This window comes from Bacillus sp. LL01 (genome assembly GCF_001037965.1).
Window position 1 is genome coordinate 1 of sequence record NZ_LFEL01000096.1, and the last position, 5,941, is coordinate 5,941.

Here is a 5,941-nt window from a genome sequence, read left to right on the forward strand (position 1 = left end):
TAGGTAACTGACAGCTTAAAGCTTACAGGGAGTTCTATAGTATGAGACTGGGACAAAAGTATTTTAACTTATGGAAAATCGAACATTACTGATGCGGTCTATGTATACCGCTCCTGAAATATACTTCGCTTTCCACGGGAAGCTGGTGAGCCTCCTCGTGCTACGCACTGTGGGKTCTCACCTCTGCTTTTCATCCCGTAGGAGGTCTWCGTATATTTCATCCGCTCATTTAGCGCTTCGTTCGTATCCWGAGTTAAACCTCTTARATATGTCCCAGCCCTTTTTTTATGCTTCTTTAAGGTTATTGAGATAGAAGATGATCTATTGGATCTCTTGTATATTGGTATAAAAAGTATAATTATAAGTCTAAATCTATGTTCTTAGAGCTTCTTTTCACCGTATTAAGAAAGTAGGGGAGGGTTGAAGCGACATTACTAGTAGTATATTCGACTGAAATAATGACATTTATTTGGAAGTGTTTAGATGTTTGCATTAATGTATACAAGTAAACAAATTGTAACTTAATGTATACAAAAATGTATATATGTTTACAAAAGTGAATACATGTTGATTTGAAGGGATGTGTACAATTTGTGTGTTTTGTACACGAGAATGTATACATGTTTACAAAAATGTTTACATGGTGAATGTAACTTATGGATGATTGACGAATTGAGGCTGCTAAGATACTCTTGAGTTAAATGGTAAATGATAGTTAAAGAGCCATTATTCTATTTGAAAGGTTTGATTGTTTTATGACAAGAAGTAGAATTGCTGCAATTGACGTAGGTAATGATTCTGTTAAAGCATTGTTTGGCAAAGCGGATTTTGAACTTAATATTCCTAATGTAACCGCTAGAGATACCGAGGACCGTCCGGTTATTGGGATTGAAGAATTAAATGAGAAAGATCCATTAGATGGAATACATATTCGTGTACACTCCCCAGCATTAAATGATAATAATGCTATTTATCGTGTAGGGAGCTTAGCAACAAAGAGTGATAATGCTACTGAGCTTGATCCAGGAAGTAGTAAATCCGAAGAGGATCAAACGTTGGTTATGTTATTTGCAACATTGGCTCTTGATGCTGTTCGAGAGGAAAATAGCGATCTATTTAAGAAGAATAATCAAGTTGTAGACGCCAATTATACACTTGGAACTGGTCTAACCCTTCGTGAAGTCAAAGAAGGAAAAGATGTTGGATATCGCTCTCAACTATTAAGCTCTGTTCACCAAGTAGAGTTCTTRGTAACACCAAAATATCAAGGGTTAAAAGTAAATATCCGTTTTGATCAGGTAAAGATCTATCCAGAGGGCTTTGYAGCTTATATTAATCTGGTAATGGATAAAGACTTAAATATTATTAATCGTGACCTCGTTGATAAGAGAATTCTTATTCAAGATATTGGTGGTCTTTCAACTGATATTGCTGTAATTAAAAACCGAAACGTAGACGATGATAAAGCACAAGGCTTTAATTTAGGGGTTTCTGAATCATTAGAGGCGATTCGAGAAGAAATTAGAACAAAGCATGGAGTAGAGTTAGATAGTCGTCGTGATGTCGTTGAAGTGATTACGAAGAAACAAGATCGCAATCATATTATGGTAAAAGGAAGTCGCACAAGCGTTCATGACATCACAGATCGTATTTTGTTCGAATTAGCGAAAAAGCAATACCGTCATTTACGTAATGTATGGCAAAAGAACTCTCAAACGGAAATTTGTTATTTCGTTGGTGGAGGTGCGATGGTTCTAAAAGAGTATCTTAAGACGTTAAATAACAATTTAGATGGCTATAACATTGCATTCTTTGAAGATGAAAAGGAAAGCATTTGGATGATGGCAAATGCTTATTATAAATTAATTGCAGCTTACGATCGTAAAACGAACCAAGTAGCAGCTACTAAAGAACCTATTTCAGATAAAAAAGCGAATAAGAAATAATAGGGTGCCGCTATGAAAAAAACGGGGTCAACAGGTATTGAAAGAGGGCAGGCGATTACCTTTCGCCTTCCTTCTGATACACCTGATCATATTCTCAGGCAACTTCAGACACTTAAGGAAACTGAAAGACGGAACTTCTCAAGTAAAATGGCTGAATATGTATTAGAGGGTGTGGGTAACTCACTTGCAAAAGAAAGAGAGACGGTTACGATCCCTCTACCAAAACAATTAAGTAAAGAACAGCGTAATTGGCTTAAACATTCACATTCAGAAGCCTTATTAGGAAGTATTGTATATCAGTTATTAGCTGATCCTCTTAGAGCTACCTCCGTTTTAGCGGCTTTAAATAGCTCTTCGCTTGATATAGATGAGGCTCTTTACTTACAAGAACAAGATATTTTGTCCACTAGTAGGGAGCAACAAAAGGACCCATCTGTACCAGAGGTTACGGAAGAAGAGGGAGTTGGTAGTAGCCCTCTCTCAGACGATGATTTAATGAACTTCAATTGGAATCAGGCGAGACTTGAGCAAGCTGCTACAGAGGAAGCTGAGATTGAGGAAGAGGAAGAAGATGCAGATGATTTACTTGGGGATTTTCTTGCAAAAATGAATAAATAAAATCGCAGCTTTCTTCTGGTGCCAATCAGGGGTAAGCTGTTTTTTTATTTTTTCTCTGGGTATAGTAAAGTGGAGGTGAGAAATATGTATGATTGCGTAATTGTTGGAGGTGGGATTGCTGGGTTGCAAGCTGCTATCCAATTAGGCAGGTATCAACACGATGTATTAGTAATTGATRATGAAGGCGGAAGGTCTCGTTTATGCAGGAGCTACCATAATATATTAGGCTATCCAGACGGGGTAAGTGGAGAGTATTTAAGACAAAAAGGTAGGGAACATGCAGAAGGTCTTGATGTGTTATTTGAAAATGGTAAAGTAGAAACAGTTGAGAAAACAGAAGAACATTTCACGCTCCAAACAGACAAAGGTAAAGAAATTAGCGGGAAACGTATCTTGCTAGCTACAGGAGTAATGGACCGGTTTCCTAAATTAGAGGGGTTAATTCCCTGTTTAGGACTGAGTGTCTATATATGCCCAGATTGTGATGGCTATGAAATAAATGGGAAGAAGACAGCAGTAATAGGGAGTGGAAATGTAGGAGCAAATATGGCGCTTACTCTCACTTATTGGACCAAGAATATTCTTTATATTAATCATGAAAAACAACCGGTCGATAAAGAAGTTCTTCAGAAATTAGAAGATCACAACATTAAATACATAGAAAAAGAAATTCATTCACTAAGTGCTCCAAATGGATTATTAGAGGAAATCAATCTTATAAACAAAGAAAAAATAAGTGTAGAAAAAGGGTTTCTTGCTTTTGGAGGAAATGAAGTACGCTCTAGCTTAGCAGATCAGCTTGGTGCAGAGCGGCTTGAAAATAAGCATGTTGTTGTTGATCCACGCTCAAAAATGACTACAGTAAAGCATGTTTGGGCAGCTGGTGATGTGGTAGCACACTCAGAGCAGGCTGCTATTGCAATGGGGGAAGGTTTGCAAGCAGCCATCTGGATCCATAAATCGCTAATATAAGGTAAAAGAACGTAAAGGTGTCAGTGGCCCTTTGCGTTCTTTCTCGCGCTTTTTAATGAACAACCTTCTACTTGCTGGTATATCCATATAAGAAAAATATTTTGATTATTTGGATATTTAAGGTATATAGTACATATATACCTAGAAAAGAACGGTGCAACATGAAGCAGTATGAACGGTGAAGCCTTCRCTAAGAGGAAGCGAGGTAATCGTATGCGTGCAGTGTATTATAGGACTTATCAGTTTGCTTTTAAAATGATCTCTCAATACTTACCTTGGCGAAAACCAGTATTGCYAGAGGGAGAAGGTAGTATAAAAGAACTGCCTCCGCTCATTAAAGAACAAGAGATTGATCATCTTTTAATCGTTAGTGATAGAGGGATTACTTCGATTGGGTTGCTAGATGGACTTCTAGCAAGTTTAGAAAATATGAATGTGAAGTTTGTACTCTATGACAAGACAGTACAGAATCCAACGATTGAAAATATTGAAGAGGCAATGAACTTATATAAATCCAATCATTGTCAAGGAATCGTGGCTTTTGGTGGCGGGTCATCTATAGATTGTGCAAAAGGTGTAGGGGCACGTCTAGCAAGACCTGAGAAGGATATTGAACAAATGAAGGGAGTGTTAAAGGTTAAAAAAGACACTCCTCCCCTTTTTGTCGTGCCCACAACTTCAGGCACAGGAAGTGAAGCGACGCTAGCAGCGGTCATCACAAATAGTGAGACTCATGAAAAATATGCGATAAGTGATCCGGTCTTAATCCCAGATTTTGCAGTCCTTGACCCGTTATTAACGATAAAGCTTCCACCATCGATTACAGCTGCTACTGGAATGGATGCCTTAACTCATGCGGTTGAAGCGTATATTGGTAGAGGGAATACAGAGGAAACAAAGAAATGTAGTAAAGAAGCTGTTAAATTGATATTTGATAATATTTATGAAGCATATTCTAATGGAGAGAATGTTTCTGCACGAAAAAATATGCAACGTGCATCATATTTGGCTGGAGTTGCATTTACTCGTGCTTATGTTGGATATGTTCATGCTATTGCTCATACTCTTGGAGGGTTTTATTCCGTTCCTCATGGACTAGCTAATGCTATTATTCTACCTTATATTCTAGAATATTATGGTTCCGCTGTGCACAAGCCTTTAGCTGAACTAGCTGATACTGCAGGCATAGGTGAAACAACARACACAAAWGAACAAAAGGCAAAGAAGTTTATTGAAGCGATAAAATTATTAAATGAAAGAATGAGCCTCCCTAGAAAAATTGATCGTATCGTTGAGAGTGATATCCCACAAATGGTTGAGAGAGCCTTAAAGGAAGCAAACCCATTATACCCCGTACCGAAAATATTATATAAAAGAGATATGGCTCATCTTTATCATATGATTAGAGAATAACCAAAGAGGTACAAACTGCACAGGTTTGTACCTCTCATGTGTTAACGCACAACTTCAGAAACAATTTCAAATGAACGTAAACGTGCCTTGTGGTCATAGATTTGAGCATTGACCATCATTTCGTCTGCTCCTGTTTCATCTAAAAAGGCTTGAAGCTTTTCTTTTACGGTCTCTTTATCACCGACAACGGAGGACCCGAGTTGTTGTTGCAGTGTTTGTTTTTCAAAAGGTGTCCATAACTTATCCATGCTCTCAACTGGCGGTTGCAGCTGAGTAGGTTGGTTACGAACAAGATTTAGGAACTGTTGCTGCATAGACGTCGATAGTCGTTGTGCTTCTTCATTTATTTCAGCAGCAATGACATTAACGCCTACCATTGCATACGGTTCGCTAAGGACCTCAGATGGCTTGAAGTGATCACGATAGACTTTAAGCGCTGGTAGAGTGTTATCTGGTGAAAAATGACTTGCAAAGGCAAATGGAAGACCAAGAGATCCTGCCAATTGTGCACTGAACCCACTAGAACCAAGGAGCCAGATCGGAATATTTAATCCCTCACCAGGAACAGCCCTTACTCTCAGCTCTTCAGTCGGTTGCAAGAATTCACGTAGTTCAGCAAGCTGTTCTGGAAAGTCTTGGCCATTGCTTCTACGGTCACGTCTAAGGGCATAAGCTGTTACTTGATCAGTCCCAGGAGCTCGTCCTAACCCAAGGTCGATTCTTCCAGGAAACAAAGACTCTAAAGTGCCGAATTGCTCAGCAATAACTAGTGGAGCATGATTAGGTAACATAATTCCACCAGAGCCTACACGGATAGTGGAGGTATTAGCTGCTACATGGCCAATTACCACTGAGGTAGCAGAACTCGCAATACCGGGCATATTATGGTGTTCAGCCAGCCAGTAACGTTCAAAACCTAATTTCTCAGCATGTTGGGCAAGGTCAACGGTATTACGAAATGAATCACTAGGTGTGCCGCCAACAATAACGGG

General features: G+C 38.8%; 5 protein-coding genes. 4 read left to right on the plus strand and 1 reads right to left on the minus strand.

Annotation, left to right across the window (positions count from 1 at the left end; translation table 11 throughout):
• The first annotated feature begins 755 nt into the window (after positions 1-755).
• The 4 genes from AB685_RS25190 to AB685_RS25205 all read left to right on the plus strand — a co-directional run bounded on the left by AB685_RS25190 (position 756) and on the right by AB685_RS25205 (position 4,949).
• Positions 756-1,946 (plus strand): ParM/StbA family protein, encoded by a 1,191-nt coding sequence (locus tag AB685_RS25190; protein ID WP_047973335.1) that lies wholly within the window; start codon positions 756-758, stop codon positions 1,944-1,946.
• 12 nt (positions 1,947-1,958) lie between these two features.
• The gene (locus tag AB685_RS25195) at positions 1,959-2,564 is read left to right on the plus strand and encodes a hypothetical protein (RefSeq protein WP_047973336.1); all 606 of its coding nucleotides are present in this window, start codon (positions 1,959-1,961) and stop codon (positions 2,562-2,564) included.
• Positions 2,565-2,648: 84 nt separating this feature from the next.
• Positions 2,649-3,536 carry an NAD(P)/FAD-dependent oxidoreductase gene (locus AB685_RS25200; RefSeq protein WP_047973337.1) on the plus strand — a complete coding sequence of 296 codons (888 nt, stop codon included), beginning with the start codon at positions 2,649-2,651 and terminating at the stop codon, positions 3,534-3,536.
• Between the two features lie 213 nt (positions 3,537-3,749).
• A complete protein-coding gene (locus AB685_RS25205; protein WP_047973338.1) occupies positions 3,750-4,949 on the plus strand; it encodes an iron-containing alcohol dehydrogenase in 1,200 nt (399 codons plus the stop codon).
• Between the two features lie 41 nt (positions 4,950-4,990).
• Here the strand turns inward: AB685_RS25205 and AB685_RS25210 are convergent.
• The coding region (locus AB685_RS25210; protein WP_047973339.1) for an LLM class flavin-dependent oxidoreductase at positions 4,991-5,941 on the minus strand (951 nt) is incomplete at its 5' end.

Excerpts from the sequence above, each read along its gene's own strand:
- AB685_RS25195 (WP_047973336.1), top strand. The coding sequence starts at position 1,959 with ATGAAAAAAACGGGGTCAACAGGTATTGAAAGAGGGCAGGCGATTACC.